Annotated in this window: 18 protein-coding genes; 15 read left to right on the forward strand and 3 right to left on the reverse strand. The window is 62.8% G+C overall.

The genetic code is table 11. From position 1 onward, the window contains the following. The first annotated feature begins 72 nt into the window (after positions 1 to 72). From BTO32_RS08870 to BTO32_RS08910, 9 genes are all read left to right on the forward strand, one after another. Positions 73 to 2,673, forward strand: coding sequence for a TRAP transporter permease (locus BTO32_RS08870; RefSeq protein ID WP_076724278.1), 2,601 nt, complete (start codon positions 73 to 75; stop codon positions 2,671 to 2,673). Positions 2,674 to 2,834: 161 nt separating this feature from the next. After that, the gene (gene thrS, locus BTO32_RS08875) at positions 2,835 to 4,748 is read left to right on the forward strand and encodes a threonine--tRNA ligase (protein ID WP_076724279.1); all 1,914 of its coding nucleotides are present in this window, start codon (positions 2,835 to 2,837) and stop codon (positions 4,746 to 4,748) included. An 8-nt stretch (positions 4,749 to 4,756) separates the two neighbouring features. After that, the gene (infC, locus tag BTO32_RS08880; RefSeq protein ID WP_076724280.1) at positions 4,757 to 5,302 is read left to right on the forward strand and encodes a translation initiation factor IF-3; all 546 of its coding nucleotides are present in this window, start codon (positions 4,757 to 4,759) and stop codon (positions 5,300 to 5,302) included. A gap of 91 nt (positions 5,303 to 5,393) precedes the next feature. After that, positions 5,394 to 5,585, forward strand: a complete 192-nt coding sequence (gene rpmI / locus BTO32_RS08885) for a 50S ribosomal protein L35 (RefSeq protein ID WP_076724281.1) — start codon at positions 5,394 to 5,396, stop codon at positions 5,583 to 5,585. Between the two features lie 27 nt (positions 5,586 to 5,612). Beyond that, complete coding sequence (gene rplT, locus BTO32_RS08890) at positions 5,613 to 5,966, forward strand: 50S ribosomal protein L20 (RefSeq protein ID WP_076724282.1); 354 nt, start codon at positions 5,613 to 5,615, stop codon at positions 5,964 to 5,966. A 137-nt stretch (positions 5,967 to 6,103) separates the two neighbouring features. Then, positions 6,104 to 7,102, forward strand: coding sequence for a phenylalanine--tRNA ligase subunit alpha (pheS, locus tag BTO32_RS08895; RefSeq protein WP_076724283.1), 999 nt, complete (start codon positions 6,104 to 6,106; stop codon positions 7,100 to 7,102). A 70-nt stretch (positions 7,103 to 7,172) separates the two neighbouring features. Further along, positions 7,173 to 9,545, forward strand: a complete 2,373-nt coding sequence (gene pheT, locus BTO32_RS08900; RefSeq protein WP_076724284.1) for a phenylalanine--tRNA ligase subunit beta — start codon at positions 7,173 to 7,175, stop codon at positions 9,543 to 9,545. 3 nt (positions 9,546 to 9,548) lie between these two features. Then, on the forward strand, positions 9,549 to 9,851 hold the full coding sequence (gene ihfA / locus BTO32_RS08905; RefSeq protein ID WP_011785529.1) for an integration host factor subunit alpha: 303 nt from the start codon (positions 9,549 to 9,551) through the stop codon (positions 9,849 to 9,851). Continuing rightward, on the forward strand, positions 9,832 to 10,197 hold the full coding sequence (locus tag BTO32_RS08910) for a MerR family transcriptional regulator (RefSeq protein WP_076724285.1): 366 nt from the start codon (positions 9,832 to 9,834) through the stop codon (positions 10,195 to 10,197). Before ihfA ends, BTO32_RS08910 begins: the two co-directional genes overlap by 20 nt. A 53-nt stretch (positions 10,198 to 10,250) precedes the next feature. Here the strand turns inward: BTO32_RS08910 and BTO32_RS08915 are convergent, their stop codons facing one another. Next, on the reverse strand, positions 10,251 to 10,439 hold the full coding sequence (locus BTO32_RS08915; RefSeq protein WP_076724286.1) for a YgaP family membrane protein: 189 nt from the start codon (positions 10,437 to 10,439) through the stop codon (positions 10,251 to 10,253). Positions 10,440 to 10,552: 113 nt separating this feature from the next. On the opposite strand from BTO32_RS08915, the gene BTO32_RS08920 reads away from it, so the two are divergent. After that, positions 10,553 to 11,182 (forward strand): Crp/Fnr family transcriptional regulator, encoded by a 630-nt coding sequence (locus BTO32_RS08920; protein WP_076724287.1) that lies wholly within the window; start codon positions 10,553 to 10,555, stop codon positions 11,180 to 11,182. A gap of 8 nt (positions 11,183 to 11,190) precedes the next feature. Here BTO32_RS08920 and BTO32_RS08925 read toward each other — a convergent pair whose 3' ends face one another. Then, positions 11,191 to 11,994: an enoyl-CoA hydratase-related protein gene (locus BTO32_RS08925; protein ID WP_076724288.1), complete on the reverse strand. Its 804-nt coding sequence runs from the start codon at positions 11,992 to 11,994 to the stop codon at positions 11,191 to 11,193. Between the two features lie 174 nt (positions 11,995 to 12,168). Here BTO32_RS08925 and BTO32_RS17580 point away from each other — a divergent pair, with 174 nt between their 5' ends. After that, on the forward strand, positions 12,169 to 12,447 hold the full coding sequence (locus BTO32_RS17580) for an MgtC/SapB family protein (protein WP_084206822.1): 279 nt from the start codon (positions 12,169 to 12,171) through the stop codon (positions 12,445 to 12,447). A gap of 8 nt (positions 12,448 to 12,455) precedes the next feature. Here the strand turns inward: BTO32_RS17580 and BTO32_RS08935 are convergent, their stop codons facing one another. After that, positions 12,456 to 12,875, reverse strand: coding sequence for an Lrp/AsnC family transcriptional regulator (locus BTO32_RS08935; protein WP_076724289.1), 420 nt, complete (start codon positions 12,873 to 12,875; stop codon positions 12,456 to 12,458). Between the two features lie 220 nt (positions 12,876 to 13,095). On the opposite strand from BTO32_RS08935, the gene yjeH reads away from it, so the two are divergent. From yjeH to BTO32_RS08955, 4 genes are all read left to right on the forward strand, one after another. Next, positions 13,096 to 14,361 carry an L-methionine/branched-chain amino acid transporter gene (yjeH, locus tag BTO32_RS08940; protein WP_076724290.1) on the forward strand — a complete coding sequence of 422 codons (1,266 nt, stop codon included), beginning with the start codon at positions 13,096 to 13,098 and terminating at the stop codon, positions 14,359 to 14,361. An 84-nt stretch (positions 14,362 to 14,445) separates the two neighbouring features. After that, positions 14,446 to 16,023, forward strand: a complete 1,578-nt coding sequence (locus BTO32_RS08945; protein ID WP_076724291.1) for a hypothetical protein — start codon at positions 14,446 to 14,448, stop codon at positions 16,021 to 16,023. Positions 16,024 to 16,198: 175 nt separating this feature from the next. Continuing rightward, complete coding sequence (locus tag BTO32_RS08950) at positions 16,199 to 18,841, forward strand: GAF domain-containing protein (protein ID WP_076724292.1); 2,643 nt, start codon at positions 16,199 to 16,201, stop codon at positions 18,839 to 18,841. After that, the gene (locus tag BTO32_RS08955) at positions 18,838 to 20,688 is read left to right on the forward strand and encodes a putative bifunctional diguanylate cyclase/phosphodiesterase (protein ID WP_076724293.1); all 1,851 of its coding nucleotides are present in this window, start codon (positions 18,838 to 18,840) and stop codon (positions 20,686 to 20,688) included. Before BTO32_RS08950 ends, BTO32_RS08955 begins: the two co-directional genes overlap by 4 nt. Position 20,689: the final 1 nt, after the last annotated feature.

Below are 20,689 nucleotides of genomic sequence, written 5' to 3' on the forward strand. Positions count from 1 at the left end.
AACGGGTCGCGGACCGCTCGGGTCCGCGACCTTTTTCTGACCTTCCCGATTTCCCTCTGACAGGATCCAGCTATGACGAATAGCGACCCGAGAGCCGGGGATGCCATCGATAAGCAGAAAGTTGAGGAATTCCTCCAGACCGAGTCTGGCGGGCGGGCCGCGACCGGCCCCGCCGCGGTTGTCCTGTTCCTTGTTCCTCTGTTGTGGTCCCTTTTTCAGCTGTGGATAGCGTCACCGCTGCCTTATCTGTTCGACATCGGCCTGTTCAATTCGACCGAGGCCCGATCGATCCATTTGGCATTCGCCTGTTTTCTGGCTTTTGCCGCGTTTCCCATGATCCGGGGAAAACACCAGAACCATGTGCCGATATACGATTGGGTTCTGGCCCTGGCGGCTGCGTTTGCCGCCTCGTACCTGTACTTTTTCTATGAGCAGCTGGCCTCCCGACCTGGGGCGCCGAATACCCAGGACATGATCGTCGCCCTGGGCGGCCTGATCCTGCTGCTGGAAGCCACGCGCCGGGCGCTCGGTCTGCCGCTGACCATCGTCGCGGGCGTGTTCATCATCTATTCCCTGGCCGGCCCCTACATGCCGGATGTGATTTCCCACAAGGGGGCCAGCCTCAGCAAGCTGGCGTCTCACCAGTGGCTTGGTACCGAAGGGGTGTTCGGTGTCGCGCTGGGAGTTTCCACCAGTTTCGTGTTCCTGTTCGTGTTGTTCGGCGCGTTGCTTGAACGTGCCGGTGCTGGCAACTACTTCATTCAGGTGGCCTACGCGCTGCTGGGGCACCTGCGGGGTGGCCCGGCCAAGGCCGCAGTGGTGTCCAGTGGCTTGAGCGGTGTGATTTCCGGCTCTTCCATCGCCAACGTGGTGACCACCGGTACCTTTACCATCCCGCTGATGAAGCGGGTCGGATTCCCGGCCACCAAGGCCGGTGCGGTCGAGGTTGCGGCTTCCACCAATGGCCAGCTGACGCCGCCCATCATGGGCGCGGCGGCCTTCCTGATGGTGGAGTATGTGGGCATTTCCTACATTGAGGTGATCAAGCACGCCATCCTGCCGGCGCTGATTTCCTATGTGGCGCTGATCTACATCGTCCACCTGGAAGCCTGCAAGCTCAACATGAAGGGCATCGAACGGCTGGATCGGCCGACCCTGGCCCAGCGCCTGCTGAATTGGGTGGTGATCCTGATCGGTCTCTGTGTGCTGACTTTCGTGGTCTATTACGGCATCGGCTGGGTAAAGGGCTGGCTCGGCGCCGCCGCCATCTGGGTCCTGGCGCCGTTGCTGGTGCTGGTGTACATCGGGTTGGTCGGCTATGCCTGCCGCTTCCCGGACTTGGAGGAGGACGACCCCGAGAAGGCCATGGACTCGCTGCCGCTGGCGGGCCCCACCATCAAGACCGGCCTGTACTATCTGCTGCCGGTGGTAGTACTGGTTTGGTGCCTGACGGTTGAACGTTTCTCGCCGCAGCTGTCCGCGTTCTGGGCGACGGTGTTCATGGTTTTCATCATCATCACCCAGCGCCCCCTGAAAGCATTCTTCCGCAACCAGGGCGAACTGTTCGCCGGCTTCCGCCAGGGCTGGGTCGATCTGGCGCATTCCCTGGTCACCGGTGCCCGTAACATGATCGGTATCGGCGTGGCCACCGCCACGGCGGGCATCGTGGTGGGAACCGTGACCCTCACCGGCATCGGTCTGGTCATGACCCAGTTCGTGGAGTTCATCTCCGGTGGCAATCTGCTGCTGATGTTGATCTTCACGGCGGTGATCAGCCTGATTCTGGGCATGGGGTTGCCGACCACGGCCAACTACATCGTGGTCTCGACGCTGATGGCGCCGGTGATCGTGACCCTGGGGGCTGAAAACGGCCTGCTGGTACCGCTGATCGCGGTACACCTGTTCGTGTTCTATTTCGGCATTCTGGCGGACGACACACCACCGGTGGGGCTGGCGGCCTACGCCGCGGCGGCCATCTCCGGAGGCGACCCGATCCGCACGGGTATCCAGGGTTTTACCTACGATATCCGGACAGCGATCCTGCCGTTCATGTTCATCTTCAATACCCAGCTGCTGCTGATCGGCCTGACCGGCTGGTTCGATCTGCTGGTGACCATCTTCAGCGCAGTCACGGCGATGCTGGTGTTCTCCGCCGCCACCCAGGGATTCTGGTTCACCAAAACCCGCTGGTGGGAGACGGTGCTGCTACTGCTGATCACCTTCACGCTGTTCCGGCCGGGGTTCTGGTGGGACATGGTGTATCCCCCCACCGAGGACCGTCCGGGCTCGGAGTTGTTCCAGCATGTGGATGACATTCCGGCAGGCGAGGCGATCATCATCCGTGCATCCGGCATGGCCCTGGATGGCCGCGATGTCTCCAAGTATCTGCATCTGCCGCTGCCGGCGGGGGAAACGCCCCAGCAGCGTCTGGCCGAGGCGGGTCTGGAAGTATCGCCCCAGGGAGACCAGCTGGTGGTGGATTTCGTGAACTTCGGCAGCCTTGCTGAAAAGGCGGGCATCAGCTTTGGCTGGACCATCGACAAGGTTCAGATCGAGAAGGACCGGCCGCCCAAGGAGCTGATGTTTATCCCCGCGCTGATCCTGCTCGGTCTGGTGGCCTTTGGCCAGCTCAGGCGCAAGGCGCGCGAGGAGGCCGCGGAGGTTCCCGCCTAGCGCGACCCGCGCCTGCGAGTCCGTATAACCCCGGCATTAACCTGCCGGGGTTTTTTCTGTTAGACTCCGGAGCGTTACGGCCCGCGGTTTGTGTCGCGGTGAGCCTGACGCAAGTGATCTTTGGTATAGATCACCGCTGAGTAACCAGAAGGAGTCTTTTTATGCCCGTCATTACCCTGCCGGATGGCAGTCATCGCAGTTTTTCCGAACCCGTAACCGTCCACGACGTGGCGGCCGACATCGGCGCAGGCCTGGCCAAAGCGGCTCTGGCTGGTAAAGTGAACGGCAAGCTGGTGGACACCAGCCATGTCATTGAGGAAGACGCCGAGCTGGCCATTATCACGGACCGGGACGAGGAAGGTGTCGACATCATCCGGCACTCCACCGCGCACTTGCTGGCTATGGCCGTCAAGGAGCTGTTTCCCAGTGCCCAGGTGACTATTGGCCCGGTCATCGAAAACGGTTTCTATTACGACTTCAAGTACGACCGGCCGTTCACCAACGACGATCTCGCACGCATCGAAAAGCGTATGGAAGAGCTGGCGAAGCAGGACATTCCGGTCAGCCGCTCGGTGATGTCCCGGGAAGAGGCCATCAAGCTCTTCGAGGATATGGGCGAGGAGTACAAGGTTCGCATCATTCAGGACATTCCCGGCGATGAAGACCTGTCGTTCTACCGCCAGGGGGACTTCATCGACCTGTGCCGTGGCCCGCATGTGCCGTCCACCGGCAAGCTGAAGGCGTTCAAACTGACCAAGGTGGCGGGTGCCTACTGGCGGGGTGACACTGGCAACGAACAATTGCAGCGGGTGTACGGAACCGCTTGGGGCAACAAGAAGGACCTCAAGGCGTATCTGAACCGCCTGGCGGAGGCTGAGAAGCGCGATCACCGCAAGATTGGCAAGAAGCTGGATCTGTTCCACATGCAGGAAGAGGCGCCGGGCATGGTGTTCTGGCACCCGGCCGGCTGGACCCTGTACCAACAGATTGAGCAGTACATGCGCGACAAGCTGCGCAAGCACGGTTATCAGGAAATCAAGACGCCGCAGGTGGTGTCCCGTACGCTTTGGGAAAAATCCGGGCACTGGGACAAGTTCAAGGACGACATGTTTACCACCGAGTCCGAGAAACACGACTACGCCATCAAGCCCATGAACTGCCCGTGCCATGTGCAAGTGTTCAACCAGGGGCTGAAGAGCTACAAGGACCTGCCGCTGCGTCTGGCCGAGTTCGGCTCCTGCCACCGGAACGAGGCGTCCGGCGCGTTGCATGGCCTGATGCGGGTGCGAGGCTTCACCCAGGATGACGCGCACATCTTCTGCGAGGAAGATGCCATTCAGGAAGAAGTGTCCGCCTTCATCAAGCTGCTGCACGAGGTGTACGCCGATTTCGGTTTCAGCGAGATCCTGTACAAACTGTCCACCCGTCCGGAGAAGCGGGTTGGCTCCGACGAGGTCTGGGACAAGGCCGAAGCCGCACTGGAAGAAGCCCTCAACCGGGCGGGGGTGGACTGGGAGCTGCTGCCGGGTGAGGGTGCGTTCTATGGTCCCAAGATCGAGTTCTCCCTGAAGGACTGCATCGGCCGGGTCTGGCAGTGCGGTACCATTCAGGTGGATTTCTCCATGCCGGGCCGGCTGGGGGCTCAGTACGTGGCCGACAACTCCGAGCGCAAGACGCCGGTTATGCTGCACCGGGCCGTTCTGGGTTCGTTCGAGCGCTTCATCGGTATCCTGATCGAGGAATACGAAGGGGCGTTCCCGACCTGGCTGGCGCCGACCCAGGTGGCGATCCTGAATATCACGGACAACCAGCGTGATTATTGTCAGGAACTGGCACAAAAATGGGATTCTTTGGGCTATCGCGTGCATGCCGACTTGAGAAACGAGAAGATCGGCTTTAAAATCCGCGAGCATACTTTGAACAAGGTTCCTTATTTGGCGGTGGTTGGCGACAAAGAAGTCGAAAACAACGCCGTCGCGATCCGGACCCGAAAGGGGGAGGATCTGGGAACCATGTCGGTCGACGAATTCGAGAAGCTGCTGGCTGACGACGTCGAGCGCAAGGGTAGAATCTAAACGGAGATCTGATTATTAAACAGCGAGCGAATCGGAGTGGGCGTACACCGCGTGCGCCCATCAATGAGAATATTGACGCAACTGAAGTCCGCCTGATTGACGCCGAAGGCAATCAGGTGGGTATTGTTCCCATTGAGGAAGCCCTCAGGCTGGCAGAAGAAGCGTCTCTTGACCTGGTTCAGGTTACGGATTCCGATCCGGTCGTCTGTAAGATAATGGACTACGGCAAGAAGATCTTCGAAGAGAAAAAGGCCCGGGCCGCTGCGAAGAAAAAGCAGAAACAGACCCAGGTCAAAGAGCTGAAGTTCCGACCAGGAACGGAGGAAGGGGATTACCAGGTCAAACTACGCAACCTGGTACGTTTCCTTGAGAACGGGGACCGCGGCAAGATCACGATCCGGTTCCGCGGGCGTGAGATGGCACACCAGGAACTTGGTATGAAGCTCATGCAGCGGATCGAGGAAGACGTGGCCGAGCTGGGCCAGGTCGAACAGCGGCCGAAAATGGAAGGCCGCCAGATGACCATGGTGGTGGCGCCCCGCAAGAAGAAGTGAACCTGATCCAATGACGGGTCCCCCGCGCTGGCGGGGGATTTGTCGTTCAGGGACACATGTGTTTTTTAAAATAGAATGCGGAGTTTTAAAAATGCCGAAGATGAAAAGCAAGAGCGGAGCCACCAAGCGGTTTAAGAAAACCGCCAATGGCTTCAAGCACAAGCAGTCCTTCACCAGCCACATCTTGACCAAGAAGAGCCCGAAGCGTAAGCGTCAGCTCCGTGGTACCAAGCTGATCGCCAAGGCCGACGTGGCATCCATCAAGCGTATGATCGCAAGTTAAGATTCACTGGTTAGGAAGGATTGAACTATGGCTCGTGTAAAACGTGGCGTGGTCGCACGTCGTCGTCACAAGAAGATTCTGAAGCAGGCCAAGGGTTACTACGGTGCCCGCAGCCGTGTGTTCCGGGTTGCCAAACAGGCGGTCATCAAGGCTCAGCAGTATGCCTACCGTGACCGTCGCAACCGCAAACGCGCCTTCCGCGCCCTGTGGATTTCCCGGATCAACGCCGGCGCCCGCGCCAACGGTCTGTCCTACAGCCGTCTGATCGCTGGCCTGAAGAAGGCGAATGTTGAAATCGATCGCAAGGTTCTGGCCGACCTGGCCATGAACGAGCAGCAGGCGTTTGCCGCTGTTGTTGAGAAAGCCAAAGCGGCCCTGTGATCGCTTAAGATCTCTCATCGATTGCTGATCGATCCGGCGTCCCATGGCATCATGGTGGCGCCTCCTGATAGGGGAAGGGCACGCTCTTCCCCTATTTTTGTTTTAACCTACCCCATTTCTGGTTTGGAGCAGGGTCAATGGAAAACCTGGAACAACTGGTTCAGGACGGGCTGAGGGCCGTGGCGGCGGCGGACAGCCTGCAAGCACTTGATCAAATTCGTGTGGAGTATCTCGGCAAGAAAGGCGTTATCACCCAGCAGGCCAAGACCCTGGGCAAGCTGTCTCCCGAAGAACGTCCTGCCGCCGGCCAGAAAATCAATGAAGCCAAGGGGCAGGTGGAACGGGCGATCAACGCCCGCCGGGTGGAGCTGGAAACGGCCGCCATCGAGGCGAAACTGGCCAGTGAGACCATCGATGTGACACTGCCCGGGCGGGGCCAGGACCTGGGGGGGCTGCACCCGGTGACCCGGACCCTGCAGCGGATCGAGGAAATCTTTGCCCAGGCGGGATACACCGTGGAGCAGGGGCCGGAAATCGAGGATGACTACCACAACTTCGAGGCCCTCAATATTCCGGGGCACCACCCGGCCCGGGCCATGCATGATACGTTTTACTTCAACCCGGGTACGCTGCTGCGGACCCACACCTCTCCGGTCCAGATCCGAACCATGGAGGCCGGCAAACCCCCGTTCCGCATGATCTGTCCGGGGCGGGTGTACCGCTGTGATTCCGACATGACCCATACCCCGATGTTCCATCAGGTCGAGGGGCTTCTGGTGGATCGGAATGTCAGCTTCGCCGATCTCAAGAGCACCATCGAAGCGTTCCTGCGGGTGTTTTTCGAGCGGGATCTGAAAGTGCGTTTCCGTCCCTCCTATTTCCCGTTCACCGAGCCCTCCGCCGAGGTGGACATCGAGTGGGGGCGTGAGCCGGACGGCAGCATCCGCTGGCTGGAGATCATGGGGTGCGGCATGGTGCACCCGAAAGTGTTCGAGTATTGCGGTATCGATCCCGAGGAGTACCGGGGATTCGCCTTTGGCCTGGGTGCGGAGCGCCTGGCCATGTTGCGCTACGGCGTTAAGGACCTGCGGATGTTCTTCGAGAACGATTTGCGCTTCTTGAGGCAGTTCCGGTAATTCCGGTACCCGGCGCACGACGAAGCAATCCGATCAACCGCGAATACTGCATCAGGACAAGGCAAACATCATGAAATTCAGTGAACAGTGGCTGCGAGAGTGGGTTAACCCGGGCATTGGTTCCCAGGAACTGATGGACCAGATCACCATGGCCGGTCTGGAAGTGGACGGTTTTGAACCGGTGGCTGGCGAATTCACCGGTGTCGTTGTTGGCGAGGTGCTGTCCGCCGAGCCGCATCCGGACGCCGATAAACTGCGGGTGTGTCAGGTCAGTGATGGCACCCGGACCGTGCAAGTGGTCTGTGGCGCGCCGAACGTTCGGGCCGGCCTGAAGGTGCCGTTCGCGGTGGTAGGGGCGGTGCTGCCCGGGGATTTCAAGATTAAGAAGGCCAAGCTGCGCGGGCAACCATCCGAGGGCATGCTCTGCTCCGAATCCGAACTGGGGCTGTCCGACAACCATGACGGTCTTATGGAGCTGCCGGAGGACGCCCCCGTTGGCCGGGACCTGGTGGACTACCTGAAACTCAACGACATCGCCATCGATGTCGACCTGACCCCCAACCGCGCCGATTGCCTTTCCATCAAGGGCCTGGCCCGGGAAGTGGGCGTGCTCAACAGTCTGCCGGTGGCGGCGCCGGAGATTGAACCGGTGGCGGCGGTGCATTCGGAAGTGCCGGATATCCGGGTTGAAGCCCCGAAAGGCTGCCCCCGCTACCTCGGCCGTATCCTGCGTAACGTGAACCTTCAGGCCGAGACCCCCTTGTGGATGAAGGAGCGGCTGCGGCGCTCCGGGATCCGCTCCATCGATGCCGCGGTCGATGTGACCAACTATGTCATGCTGGAACTGGGCCAACCCATGCATGCGTTCGACCGGGACGAGATCCGTGGTGGTATCGTGGTACGTATGGCCGAAGCCGGCGAGACGCTGGTTCTGCTCGATGGCCAGAACGTTGAGCTGACCGCCGACACGCTGATCATCGCCGATCACGAAAAGCCGATCGCCATCGCCGGCATCATGGGCGGCGAGCACTCCGGAGTCAGTGAAAAGACCCGGGACTTGGTGCTGGAGTCGGCCTACTTCGACCCCATCACCCTGGCCGGCAAGGCACGGCACTATGGCCTGCACACCGATGCGTCCCATCGTTTCGAGCGCGGCGTGGATTACCGGCTGGCGCGGGAGGCAATGGAGCGGGCGACCCAGCTGCTGATGGACATCGTCGGCGGGGAGCCTGGAGAGATCGTCGAGGTGGCCAGCGACGACCATCTGCCCGAGGACAGGACCATCGACCTGCGCGAACAGCGGTTGGCGGATGTTCTGGGTATGGCGATCCACCGCACCAAGGTGGAAGAGATCCTGACCCGCTTGGGGCTGCACATCGAGAAACTGCTGAGGGACGGCTGGCGCGTCAGCGTGCCGAGTTACCGGCCCGACCTTGCCATCGAGGAGGACCTGATCGAGGAAGTCGGGCGCATCTACGGGTACAACAATCTGCCCGTCACCGAACCCTTCGGCTCCCTTGGCTTTCGGCCCCGCGAAGAAGGCCGGCGTCCGGTGTCGGCGATCCGCAATTATTTCGTGAACCGGGGGTACCAGGAAGCCATTACCTACAGCTTCGTGGATCCCAAGGTGCAGGCGCTGGTCGATCCCGGTGAGGAGGGCATTGCCCTGGCGAACCCGATTTCCTCGGACCTGTCGGTCATGCGCACCACCTTGTGGACGGGCCTGCTGAAAACCGTGGCCTACAACCAGAACCGGCAGCAGCCCCGCATCCGCCTGTTCGAGACCGGTCTGCGGTTCCGCCAGCGGGGTGAGCGCATCGAACAGCGGCCCATGCTGGCCGGCGTGGTGGTGGGTAGTCAGTATCCGGAAAACTGGGCCAACGGCCGCCGGGGCGCCGACTTCTTCGACGTCAAGGGAGAGCTGGAGGGACTGTTCCGGTTGCTGGGGATCGAGGTGCGGTTCCTGCCCGGCCACCACCCAGCCCTGCACCCGGGACAGACCGCCGAACTGGTCCGCGACGGGGAGTCGGTGGGGTGGCTAGGCACGCTGCACCCACAAGTGCAGAAAAATCTTGAACTTAATGGCACGATCCTGATGTTTGAGCTATTCTTGGATTCAATCGTTTCTGGATATGTGCCTAATTTCAAAGAAATTTCAAAATTCCCGGAAGTTCGTCGGGATTTGGCTATCATTATCGGGAGCGAGGTGGCATTCGCCGATGTCGAGCGTGTGGCCAGAAAGCACGCCGGCGAATACCTCACGGCGTTGCGTGTGTTCGATGTCTATGAAGGCGAAAGCCTGGGCGAAGGTAACCGAAGCCTGGCACTCAGCCTGTTCTGGCAGCATCCCGAGCGCACGTTGAACGAAGACGAAGTGCATTCGCTCTTCAACGGTGTGATTGACGCCTTGAGAGACGAGTTGGGGGCAACACTGAGGAGTTGACAGATGGCGGCTTTGACGAAAGCGGACATGGCGGAGCGCTTGTATGAGGAGTTGGGGCTGAACAAGCGCGAGGCCAAGGAAATGGTGGAAGCTTTCTTCGATGAGATCAGAGGCGCACTCAGCCACAACGAGCAGGTCAAGTTGTCCGGTTTCGGCAACTTTGACCTGCGGGACAAGAAACAACGGCCGGGACGGAACCCGAAGACCGGTGAAGAGATCCCCATCAGTGCCCGGCGTGTGGTTACGTTTCGACCAGGACAAAAACTGAAACAGAAAGTGGAAGCGTATGCTGGAACCCAGTCATAACAACGAGCTCCCGGCGATTCCCGGGAAGCGCTACTTCACCATCGGTGAGGTGGCGGAGCTGTGCAACGTCAAGGCGCATGTGCTCCGGTACTGGGAGCAGGAGTTCCCGCAGCTTTCCCCCGTCAAGCGCCGGGGCAACCGTCGCTACTATCAGCGGGCGGACGTGATCACCATCCGTCAGATCCGCAGCCTGCTCTATGATCAGGGCTACACCATCGGTGGCGCAAAGCAGAAGCTGAGCAGCCAGGAAGTGAAGGAAGACACCTCCCAGTACAAGCAGCTCATCCGGCAAATGATCACCGAGCTGGAAGAGGTGCTGGACGTGCTCAACACGCCCACCCGGTAAATGGCAGGAACAAAGCCGAAGGGGTACGTGCCCGCTTCGGCTTTTTGGATGACTTATTTCTTCTTGCAGGTCTTGATGCCCAACAGGCTGTAGGCCGGGCAATTGCCCACCAGGGCCGTGGCCAGGGGGATAATCCCGATCCACCCCCAAGGGGTCTGCGGGCCCACGAACACCAGGGCAATCAGTACCACGCCGACGATGGCGCGGATCATGCGGTCGGCGGAACCCATGTTGACGGTCATGGCTCTTCTCCTTAGCTGAGCGGGAACGTTGGGGACACCTTAGCGTGCGCTTCCCGCTGGCGTCGGTGATAAAGTCACAGAGCAAGGCATTTCGTATCGACAAGGCTGTTTTCATGGCTCGTCACAGCATCCTGCAAACCCTGCCTGAGCCCCTTCGGAGCCAGGCCCTCGAGCGTATCCAGTTCATGACCTTCCCGGCTGGCCAGGTGCTGTTTACCGCCGGCGAGCGCTGCCATGGTCTGCCGCTGGTGCTGTCCGGTAGCGTGAAGGTGCAGATGACCGGCGTGTCGGGCCACAGCATCGTGCTGTACCGGATGGGGGCGGACGACATCTGCACCCTGTCCATTGGTTGCCTGATGACTGGACGGGGCTACCGGGCCGAGGCGGTGGTGGAGGAAGAGGCCGAGGCCGCCATGATCCCCCGAGGCCTGTTCGACCGGCTGCTGGAACAGTCCCCGGAGTTCCGTCTGGGGATCATGGAATCCTACGGTCGTCGCCTGGACGACTTGATGCTGCTGGTGGAGGAGGTGGCCTTCCGCCGCATGGATGAGCGGCTGGCGGAATGGCTGGCCGCCAGGGCCGCCCAGGGAACCATCGCCATCACCCATCAGGAGCTGGCGATTGAGTTGGGTACAGCCCGGGAGGTTGTCAGCCGGCTGTTGAAGGAACTGGAGCGGCGGGGGCAGGTTCGTCTGTCCCGGGGGCGGATTGACGTGACCGGCGAGCTGTCCGGCCTGGACTGAGTTCGCCGTTAACCCTTGCCCATGCTGGCCAGCATGTTCTGGACCGCCTCCAGGTGCTCCGGTTCGTTGTGGCTCATACCCTGGAAGCAGGCGCACAGCTCGAGAAAGTCCTTCAGCGCCATCCGCTGGGCCATTTTCATCAGTCGCTTGGTGAGGCGGGTGGCCTTCGGCGGCTGCGCCGCCATGCGCCGGGCCAGGGTGAGGGTCGAGGTCATCAGGTCGTCATCCGGAACCACGTCCAGCACAAGGCCCAATGCTTTGGCCTCTTCCGCTTCCACCAGCCGCCCGGTCAGGGTCAGTTCGAAGGCCTGTTGGTAGCCGATCAGCCGTTGCATGAACCAGGCTCCGCCGTCGCCGGGGATGATGCCCAGATTCAGGAACGTTTCCCCGAACCGGGCCGATTCGGCCGCCAAGCGGATGTCCGCCATGTTCGCCAAGTCGAAGCCGGCGCCGATGGCCGGGCCGTTGACGGCGGCAATCACCGGCACGTCCACGGCTTCCATTGCCAGGGGCATGCGCTGGATGCCCCGGCGGTAACGCTCGGCGCACTCGGCCGGCGTGCCGGCGAAATCGCCGCCGCGCTCCGCCATGTCCCGGATGTTGCCTCCGGCGCTGAAGGCGGAGCCGGCGCCGGTAATGACCAGAACCGAGACGTCCGGGCATCGGTTGACCCACTCCGCCGTGGTCACAATGTCGTCGACCAGGCGGGTACCGGTCAGGGCATTACGCACGTCATGGCGGTTCAGAGTCAATACCGCGACGCGCTCCTCCAGGCTCAGCAGGGCATCCGTCAGCTGGGGCAGGGTGTTCATTCCGTGGTCTCCTTGTGGGTATGGGAGCTCCCGATTGTGTGCCTCTGGCGGTGCCATGCCAAGGGGGATGGCCGGTCACATGCAAGCTCTTCGTTAGTGGGCTAAGCTATTTCTCCCCACATGTGAGGCTGTGCCGGTTGTGGCGGCCGGCCTGAACCATCGGAGGGTTGGTTTATGGCGGAAGACAATCTGGACATGTTGCTGCGGCTGGTCGTGGCACTGGTGGCGGGAGCGATTGTCGGGTATGAGCGTTCATACCGGGGCCGGCCCGCAGGCTTTCGTACCCACGCCCTGGTGTGTACCGCCTCCAGCCTGTTGATGCTGGTGACCGTTTACGAATCCCATTGGATGTCCTCGCTTACCGACGACTCAACCGGTACCTCGCGGCTGGCGGAGACCCTCAATGCCCGCCAGGATGTGCACGAATTCCGGATCGCCCCGGCCGGCGCCTGAACGAAGTCTCACATCGTCCATTCCTTCATGACAATGTGGGTCTTGACCCGCTGCATGCGGGGAAAGGCCTCGATAGCGGCGCGGATCTCGATCAGGCGTTCCATGCTGGCCGCTTCGAGGTAGATCAGCATGTCGGTTTCCCCGCTGATGCCACAGCAGCGCTTGACCTCCGGGAAGGCGCGGATGCGGTCCACATACATGTCGCACCGGCTGTCGTTGTAGAACAGTTCCAGGTAGGCCCGCACGCCGGGCGGGTCCGGGCTGGCGACGGCGGCATGGTAGCCCTGGATGATGCCCTTGTGCTCAAGTAGGCGAATTCGCTCGCTGACGGCGGTGCGTGACAGATTGACCGCCTGGGCGATGCGGGTTACCGGCAACCGGGCATCGCTTCGCAGCAGTGCGAGGATCTGCTGGTCGAATTTGTCCAATGTGGTGTCTCCTTGCGTTCGTGGCGCGAACGGATGCGGTCTTCCGGCGCCGGCGGAATGCCGGCGATTTCCGACGATCCGACGGCGATTGCCGGCGCTTCGACAGCTCCCTCCGGCGCGCCGACCGCATACTATATCAGCCGGTATTCCAAACCCATACGCCGGCGACCCGTTCCGGGGGCGGCCGGGATTTCCTCCGTCTTTTCCATGGATCACGAGCATGAGTCGTCTGAACCAGGACCTGGGCTTGTGGCAGGGAGTTGGCCTGTTGAGCACCTCGCTGCTTGGCACCGGGATTTTCATCGTTCCGGCCACCGCCGCCGGCATCGCCGGTCCGTCGTCGCTGTGGGCCTGGCCGCTGCTGACGCTGCTGGTGCTGCCGGTCGCCCTTACCTTTGCCCAGCTCGGCCGCCGGTTCCCCCATGCCGGGGGGGCACCCAGCCTGGTCGGGCGTGCGTTCGGCGCCCCCATGGAACAGGCCGTGGCGTTCCTGTTCCTGTCGGTCATTGGCGTTGGGTTGCCGGCGGCCCTGAGGATGACCAGCGGCTTCTGGCATGCCCTCTATCCGCTTTCGGACGTCCAGGAGCTGGCGATCCAGCTGGGTACCCTGGGGTTGATGCTGTGGCTCGGGCAGCGTCCGGCGAGGGCGTCCGGGCGGGTGCAGATGGTGATTGCCCTGATGATTCTGCTGACGGTGGCGGCCATCTGGTGGCGCGGTGGCCTGGTGTCCGGGCCCCGCGGGGTACCGGCCCCTGAGGTCGTGGACTGGGGGCTGATTCCGCCCGCCCTGGCGGTAATGTTCTGGTGTTTTGTCGGTCTTGAGGCGTTCACACACCTGGGCGAGGAGTTTCGCCGGCCGGAGCGGGACTTCCCGTTGGCGCTGCTGCTTGGGGTGCTGCTGGCGGGGCTGGTGTACTGGGCGTGCGCAGTGGCGGTGGTGCACTTTGGCGTGTTTGGCGACGAGCGGGCCAACGGCGCCTCCCTGCCGACGCTGGTGGCGAGCCTGTGGGGCGACGGATGGCTTTGGCTCGCGGCTCTGGTCGGCTACCTGGCGTGTTTCGCGTCCATCAACATCTACCTGCAGGGGTTTGCCCGGTTGATCTGGAGCCTCGCGGATGAGGGCAAGCTGCCGTCGGCTTTGGCGGCGCGCAACGGCCAGGGGGTGCCCGCCACGGCACTGACGTGGGTGGTGGCGGCGTGTGCGCTGGCCACTCTGGTGGCCTGGTGGCAGGCCACGTCGATGGCGTCGCTGATACGCTATGCCAACGGTGTGTTTGTCCTGATCTATCTGCTCAGCATGCTGTCCGGCGTGGTCCTGCTCAGAGGCGGCTGGCGGGGAATGGCGCTGCTGGCCACGCTGTTGTGTGCGCTGGTGCTGTGCATGCTGGGTATGGATACGGTGTACGCTCTGTCGATCCTGGCCATCCTGATGGTCCTGGGCTGGCTGCGGCGCGCGCCGGCACCGGGAGATGTCCCGCCGGCGTGAGCCGGTGGCGTCCGTCTGGGTCATCAAACGGTCACCTGGAATCCCTAGGCTTGGGCCTTCATTCCATATGGAGAGTCGTTGTCCATGTCTGGAGATTCTTCCCTTCTGGTCGAAAAGCTGTGGCGTCTCAAGCGCCGGATCGACAAGGGCGCCTGCCCCGGTGTCGAATTCGTTCACCTCAACACCCTTCTACGGGAGCCGAACTACCGGGCCGACGTGCTGCGGCGCGTCGAGAGCGCCGGGACGCCGGAGCTGAAGGCGCTGGCCCGGGAGATCCGGGAGGTCGACAGTGGCGAGCCGCTGATGGCCCGGGAGGTAACCTCCCGGCTGGCGTCGTCGGCGCCGCAGGCGCCTAAGCGCGGAAGCTGGCTCTGGCGCAACCGGGTCATACTGCTGCCGGTGATGGCGGTGTGTGCGCTGGCGGCCGGCTTCACGGCCTTCGAGAATCGGGCGGTACGGGTGGATGCCGATATCACTGCCGATACCACTTGGTCGTCCGGGTCGCGCTATATCCTGGAGAAAACCATCTACGTGGAAAATGCCAGCCTGACCATCGAGCCCGGCGTGGTGGTCGAGGGTGAGAGTGGCTCGGCGCTGGTGGTCACGGCCGATGCCAAGCTGTTTGTCCGGGGGCGGGCGGACAGCCCGGTGGTGTTCACCAGTGCCAAGCCAGAAGGCGCCCGAGCCCGTGGCGACTGGGGTGGGGTGGTATTGCTGGGCCGGGCGCCGGTCAATGAGCCCAATGCGTCGATCGAGGGGTTGCCCGAGGGGGAAACCCGGGGCGGTTTTGGCGGTTCGGATGTCAACGATTCCTGCGGCGTGATCGAATATGCGCGCATCGAGTTTGCCGGTTTCGAGGTGTACAAGGACAACGAACTCAACGGCCTGACGCTGGGGGGCTGCGGCAAGCACACCATCGTTCGCAATGTGCAGGTGCATCGTGCCCTGGACGACGGCATTGAGATTTTCGGTGGCAATGTGGACCTGAAGAACATCGTGGTTTCCGGCGCCGGCGACGACAGCATTGACTGGGACTGGGGCTGGAACGGCAACGTCCAGTTCGCGGTGGTGCAACAGCATCCGGATGCGGGCGACAACGCGTTCGAGGGGGACAACAACGGCCGGGACCACGAGGCCCAGCCCCGCTCCGAGCCCACCTTCTACAACGTGACGCTGGTGGGGGCCGGCAACAGTCCCAAGAAGCACCGGGGCATCGTGGTGCGCGAGGGCTCGGGCGCCCATTTTCACAACATGATCATCGACAGCTATGCGATCGAGGCGCTGGATGTCCGGGATGAAGCCCTGTCGATGGTGAATCGCGGTTATCTCACCTTCAGCAACAATCTGCTGGCCAACCTGGGGCACCTGGGCCGGGTGGCCCGGGAGCAGGGCGAGGACGATGATGATTTTGGCTTCGACGAGCAGGCATGGATGGAGCGGGCGGCCAACAACAACGTATTTCGGGTCGATACGGCACTGTTTCCGGGGGCCCGGGATGTGGTCCGGCCCACCTTCATGCCCCGTTTGCAGTTGAAACAGATGCACGCGAAGCGCCCCCCCCAGAGCGAGTTCTTTGATGAGTCCGCTCACTTTGTTGGCGCTATAAATCCCGTCAGTTCAGTTACTTGGATGGATGGCTGGACGGCATTTCCCGAGTCCTAGCCATCCGATTCAGTGGGCACCAGGGGCGGTGCCGCTTTTCTGTCGCCCCTGGTGTCATATCTTTTGTCTAATGGGGGTGGATCGGGCTCCGTTTCTCTGTCAATCTTGTGGCTGGAGGCCAATTCATTCGAGCACCCTCCGTGGGTTGGCGTAGGTCCCTCGCATAGGATGTACCATGTCACCCCCGCCAATCCCCGACCATGAAGAATTGCGTCTTGCCGCCCTGCATGACCTCTGTATCCTCGATACCCCCCAGGACCCTGCCTTCGACGACCTGACTTGTCTTACCGCCCAGCTTCTGGATGCGCCCATTGCCCTGGTTTCCCTGGTGGACCGTGAGCGTCAGTGGTTCAAGTCGGCGTACGGGCTGCCGGTCCGGGAAACGCCCCGGGACGTGTCGTTCTGCGCGTACGCGGTATACGACCGGGCTCTGCTGGTGGTGGAGGACGCCACCCGCGATGACCGCTTTGCGGACAATGCCCTGGTGACGGGCGAGCCCTTCATCCGTTTTTACGCCGGCGCGCCGCTGTTTTCAGACGACGGTTTTGCCCTGGGAACCCTCTGCGTCATCGACCGGACCCCGCGCGCCCTGGGGCAGCGGGAGCTGAGTGTATTGCAGGGGCTGGCGCGTCAGGCCGAGCTGCTGCTGCGCCTGCACCACCGCAGCCGCAAGTTGTCGTTTCAGGTTGACCAGACCTCCGCCGTCAGCGCGCGCTACCGGGCCATCACCGAGGGCGCGGCGGCGGGGATCGTCCGTATCAATGGCCACGGCTGCATCCTGGAGGTCAACCCGTTTGCCTGCCGGATGCTGGGCTACCGGCAGGACGAACTGCTGGGTCAGAACGTAAAAATGCTGATGCCGTCCCGCTGGGGTGACTCCCATGATCGCTACGTGCAGGCCTACCAGCGCACGGGTGAGGCCAAGGTGATCGGGAAGGGGCGAGAAGTGGAAGCCTTGCACCGGGACGGCCACAGCATTCCTGTGCATCTGGCGGTCAGCGAGGTGGAGCATGGTGCCGGCGCCGACGACCACGAGAGCCGCCAGTTCATCGGTATTCTGTCGGACCTGCGCGATGTCCATGCCGCCCGGGAACGGGAGCAGAAGGAACGGGCGCTGCTGGAGGTACTGCACCGGGGGTTGACGGACTACCACGCGCTGCTTTCCGGCAACACCCTGTGGGCCTTCCTCAAGGAAGCGCTGTGCCGCCTTACCGGCAGCGACTATGCCCTGATCGGAGAGGTGGTGCGGCAGGACGGTCAGCCCGCCCTCAAGGTTCACGCCATTACCGACCTGTCCTGGAGCGACGAATCCCGCTATCTGATGGAGCGGCTGGTACGGGGCGATATGATGCTGAGCAACCCGGAGGGCCTGCTGGGGCGGGTATTTGCCGGCGGCGAGACGGTGCTCAGCAACGACATGCCGGGGGAACACAGCGGCGGCGGACTGCCGTCCGGCCACCCCGAACTGAAACGGTTCCTGGGGGTGCCGATCACCGACCGTGGTGAGGTCATCGGCATGTACGCCATCGCCAATGCGCCCCGGGCCTACGATGAGGGGCTGGTGGACTGGCTCAAGCCCTTCACCTCGACCTGTGCGCTGCTGATCAACCTGTATCGCCAGCTGAGCAAGCAGCAGCGCTTCACCGAGGAGCTGCGGGAAGCGAAGGAACAGGCGGAGGCCGCAAACCAGGCCAAGACCGAGTTCCTGTCCTCCATGAGCCATGAACTGCGTACGCCGCTGAACGCCATCCTCGGTTTTGCCCAGCTGCTGCGCAACAGCCGGCAGCCCTTGCCGACGCGCCAGCACAACCAGGTGGAACAGATCATTCGCAGCGGCCGGCACCTGCTCAGCCTGATCAACGAGGTACTGGATCTCGCCCGCATCGAGTCGGGCAATCTGCAGTTGTCCATGGAAGCCATCCGGGCCCAGGATGTGGTCCAGGACGCCATTGAGATCGTATTGCCCCTGGCGCAGCAACAGGGCATCACGGTGAACCTGCCGATCCGTGCCCAAGGCGAGGTGCACCTGGTGGGTGACTACACCCGGGTCAAGCAGGTGCTGATCAACCTGCTCAGCAACGCCATCAAGTATAACCGCCCGGGCGGCTCGGTGAGCCTGGAGGGCCAAGTGGTGGCGGATGCCTTCCGGATCTGCGTGCGGGACACCGGCATCGGTATTCCCGCCCATCGGCTGGACGAGCTGTTCCAGCCATTCAACCGGCTGGGGGCGGAATCCGGCAGTGTCGAGGGAACCGGAGTGGGCCTGGCCCTGACCCTCAAGCTGGTGACCCTGATGCAAGGGCGCCTGGGCGTCGACAGCCGGGAAGGCGAGGGCAGTGCGTTCTGGTTCGAGCTGCCGCTGAGCCATCAGGCGGTGTCGGACGAGGCCGGGGCGGAAGCCGAGGCCGAGCGGCCCGAGACCGTGTCGCTCGCCACCCGGCATCGGGTGCTGTACATCGAGGACAACCCGGCCAACCAGCGCCTGATGCAGGAGCTGTTCGAGGAGATCGACCATGCCCAGCTGACCTGTGCCAACTCCGCCGCGCTGGGCATCGAGCTGGCCTGTTCCGAGGTCCCGGATCTGATTCTCATGGACATCGACCTGCCGGATATGAACGGTTTCCAGGCCCAGGAGCTGCTGGCCCGCAATCCGCTGACGGCAGGGGTGCCGGTGCTGGCGATTTCGGCCGCGGCGTCGTCCGGCAACATTCGCCGTGCCCGGGAAGCCGGGTTCGTGGACTATCTGACCAAGCCGTTCGACCTGCTGGCGTTCGTCGGCCAGGTCAATCGCATTCTGGAAGAAGGAGCCCACCGATGAGGCGTTCGTCCCCCTGCTTTGTCGAAGCGGATATTCTGGTGGTGGACGACAACGTCGCCAATGTCGAGCTGCTGATCGCCCTGCTGGAAGACGAGGGCTATGCCCGCGTCGATGGCCTGACCGATCCCCGGGACGTCGGCCACCGGGTGCGCCGCCGGCCCCCGGACCTGATTCTGCTGGACGTGCGCATGCCGCACATGAACGGATTCGAAGTGATGGAGCAGCTGCGGCAGCACCATGGCGACTCGCTGCCCGCAGTGATCGTGCTGACGGCGCAGATCGACAACGATACCCGCTACCGGGCACTGACGCTGGGCGCGCGCGACTTCCTGACCAAGCCGTTCGACCATCTGGAGGTGCTGCAGCGGATCAACAACACCCTGCATCTGCAGCGGCTGATGCAGGAACGGGCGGAGCGGGCCCGGTTGCTGGAGACGCTGGTGGCGGAACGTACCCGGGAGCTGGCGTTGCGGGCGCGCCAGGACCCCCTGACCGGGCTGCCAAACCGGCATGCGGTCCTGGACGAAATCCGCGACCGCATCGATCAGGGGCGCAGCGCCGCGGTCCTGTTCGTCGCCCTGGACGGTATCGAGGAGGTGGCCAGGGTGCACGGGTTTGCCACCGCCGATCAGCTGGTCGGTGTGGTGGCCCGCCGGCTGCGGGACCGGGTCCGGGCCTCTGGACAGCTGCTCGGTGTCTGGAACAGCACGGATTGGGTGATGCTCTCCGATTGCGTCGCCGAGGAACAGGCGGTGGCGCCGATCGCCGAGTGTCTGCTGTCGTGTTTCGAGGCGCCATTTGAAGTGGACCAGATGCAGTTGCGCCTGACCGCCCGGGTCGGTGCCAGCGCCACCCTGCCCGGACGGACGGCGGAACAGCTGGTGCGTTTTGCCGCCCTGGCTCTGCCGTCCGGAGCGGGGGCTTGGCAGGGGTATGACGAATCGCTGGAGCACGCCCTGCAGCGTCGCACGGGGCTCCGGGAAGCCTTGTCCGGCGCCGCCGATCGGGGAGAGTTACATCTGGCGTACCAGCCCAAGGTGGCCCTGGCCACCGGGGACATTGTTGGCGCCGAGGCGCTGCTGCGCTGGGAAAGCCCGGCGTACGGCCGGGTTTCCCCGGGGGAGTTCGTGCCCATCGCCGAGGCCAGTGGCGAGATCCTGAGCATCGGCCGCTGGGTGGTCCTTGAAGCGCTCTCGGCCCTGGCTCGCTGGCGCCGGGAGCAAGCGGTTCCCGACGATTTCACCCTGGCGGTCAACGTCGCGCCGGTGCAGCTGATGCAGCCGGATTTCGCCCGCTGGTTGATCGATGTCGTCGGCGCCAGCGGAATTTCCCCCGAACATCTGGAGCTGGAGGTGACCGAAACCGGCCTGATGCAGGACATGGCCCTGGCGATGACCCAGCTGGACACCCTGACCGGTGCCGGTTTCCACATCGCCATCGACGATTTCGGCACGGGCCACTCGTCGCTGGCCTATCTCAAGCAGTTGCCGGTATCCGTGCTGAAGGTGGATCGTGCGTTCATCCGGGAGCTGCACTGCAACCACCAGGACCAGAAACTCACCGGCACGGTCATCGACATGGCCCGTCACTTCGGGTTCGCGACCGTGGCCGAGGGCGTCGAGCAGGCCGAGCAACTGGCCTGTCTGGCCCGGATGGGCTGTGATCTGGTGCAGGGGTTCCTGTTCGCGCCGCCGCTCCGGGAGGGTGCGCTACTGACCTTGGTTCCAGCCGGCTTTGCGGACTCGGAGGCTTTTCTGAGCGGGGTAGGGGACGTCAGGACCGGCACCGCTATGGGCGCGGCCGGAAAGAAACCTGCCGGTCCGAGGACCGGCAGGGCGGGTGCCTGAC

The organism is Marinobacter lutaoensis (genome assembly GCF_001981305.1).
Lineage (GTDB): Bacteria > Pseudomonadota > Gammaproteobacteria > Pseudomonadales > Oleiphilaceae > Marinobacter > Marinobacter lutaoensis.